At 35.1% G+C, this 1901-nt stretch carries 2 protein-coding genes; one reads left to right on the top strand and one right to left on the bottom strand.

Annotated features, from left to right (window positions below):
* Window positions 1-261: 261 nt before the first annotated feature.
* On the bottom strand, window positions 262-471 hold the full coding sequence (locus HDE70_RS27080) for a hypothetical protein (RefSeq protein WP_183892401.1): 210 nt from the start codon (window positions 469-471) through the stop codon (window positions 262-264).
* Between the two features lie 297 nt (window positions 472-768).
* Between HDE70_RS27080 and HDE70_RS27075 the strand changes: the two genes are divergently transcribed.
* Window positions 769-1350, top strand: coding sequence for a zeta toxin family protein (locus HDE70_RS27075; RefSeq protein WP_183892400.1), 582 nt, complete (start codon window positions 769-771; stop codon window positions 1348-1350).
* The last annotated feature ends 551 nt before the right edge of the window (window positions 1351-1901 follow it).

Here is a 1901-nt window from a genome sequence, read left to right as displayed (position 1 = left end):
AGCCGATGGTACTGCGGTAACACGTGGGAGAGTAGGTCGGTGCCAAATCTTAAAGAAAGCCTGTAGGAAACTACAGGCTTTTCTTGTTATAGGACTTTTTTATGTTATAACTTCAGTTTGTGGAAGTAAGTTTAATAATGGTATTCCCTGATCATTCCCCTTATGTTTAAGTGCACATTCATTATTTGACAAACTATTGATTACACACAACCCTAAATCTTGCTGGAGATTTTGATTAATTATGGTTTGTGTTTTTATCATTTATTTGTTTAACGTATGAGATATATGATTTCCGTTTAAAACTTCTAATGCAAATTTGCAGAGGTCATCAATAGTAGTCGTTAAACCTGCGGCAGCACTGGCCTGTATAGCGTAGTTTGTTTTTACTATCTCTTTGCCATCGGAATCATACATTCTGCTATACCTGGCAAAATTCTTTTTGCCATCCCATTGATGATGGGTGTAGGACATATGTAATAGTTTGAAAAGAATTGAATCACTAAGTTGTGCTAATCACTTGTGGAACTTTTTTTTCAGTGCAGAAGCGGGATATTCCATACCTTCTCCGGAGTAATTGGATTTTTTGCCTGGTTCAAAATTAAATAAGGGCAAGTCATATTGAATAAGCATTTGTCTGATCAATAAGATAATTTCTATCTTTATAATTGATGAAACGATCAATTCTCTGTTTACCATTTGATATTCCTATAGAATTCCGTTATTGGCTGGGATTTAGTAAGCCAGTTATTGATAAGGGAGGAATCTATCATGCCTGATCTATATATCATATCAGGTTGTAATGGTTCAGGGAAAACAACTGCCAGTTATACTATTCTGCCAGAAATTCTAAATTGTATGGAGTTTGTGAATGCGGATAATATCGCCCATGGCCTATCTCCTCTTAATCCTGAAAGTGTAGCTCTTGAATCTGGAAGGATTATGCTTAGACGTATCCGTGAATTGATGATTGCCCAGGTTGATTTTGCTTTTGAAACCACGTTATCTACCCGAAGTTATGTGTCGCTGATTAAACAGGCACAACAAGCGGGTTATAAAGTTAGTCTCTTATATTTTTGGTTAGGTTCTCCGGAGCTGGCTATAGCACGTGTGGCGAAACGCGTAAGTAAAGGTGGTCACCATATTCCTGAGAATGTGATCAGACGCAGATATTACAGGGGCATTTATAATTTGTATAAACTCTATATGCCAGTATGTGATCAGTGGACACTTATAGCTAACATGGATCTGTCGCCTCAGGTAATCGCAAAATATGATAGCGCTGGAAAAATGATTTTTAATAAGTATACCTGGGATACTATCATTAAGAAATTGGCTGAAAAAAGTATATAATCATTATACAGATAGCGAGGGTTATCCAAAATCTTAATAAAATAGGTATCATTCTATAATTATCAATATGAGCTATCTTTTTATTTCATGTTTTGATCAAAGTATTTTGATCTATTTTAGATAGTATTACATTCATTTCGGGTATTGATCTTTTAATTTTTCATTGTTTACGTTGTTTAATTTAATAAATATGCTGTTGTCGGGCGTATTTGGAATAAGCTGAAAGGATGTTGCCGGATTAATTTAGAGGGGAAATAGCTATAGTTTGTGTATGCTTTACACTATCTATGAAAGTATTTCGTGTTGGAAATCATGCAGTTAGGGAATGTATACAATTATTAGTGTGATATTGTTTGGCAGACGGGATAATTTTCCTACTTTTGCATCCCGCTTCGGAGGAAGGGAAACAGAGAAAAGGATAAGTGCTGAGGATTGAAAGGATGTAAAGTAGGAGTATTGTTAAGCTTCAGAAAGGAATTCAAACTTTCTAAAAATAAAAAAGAAAAAGCTTGACAAAACGAAAAAGATTTCTACCTTTGCAGTCCCAACAA

It is taken from the genome of Pedobacter cryoconitis (genome assembly GCF_014200595.1).
GTDB classification, from domain to species: Bacteria; Bacteroidota; Bacteroidia; order Sphingobacteriales; family Sphingobacteriaceae; genus Pedobacter; species Pedobacter cryoconitis_C.
This window is presented reverse-complemented; position numbering and strand designations above follow the sequence as displayed.

Excerpts from the sequence above, each read along its gene's own strand:
- HDE70_RS27080 (WP_183892401.1), bottom strand. The coding sequence starts at position 471 with ATGTCCTACACCCATCATCAATGGGATGGCAAAAAGAATTTTGCCAGG.
- HDE70_RS27075 (WP_183892400.1), top strand. The coding sequence starts at position 769 with ATGCCTGATCTATATATCATATCAGGTTGTAATGGTTCAGGGAAAACA.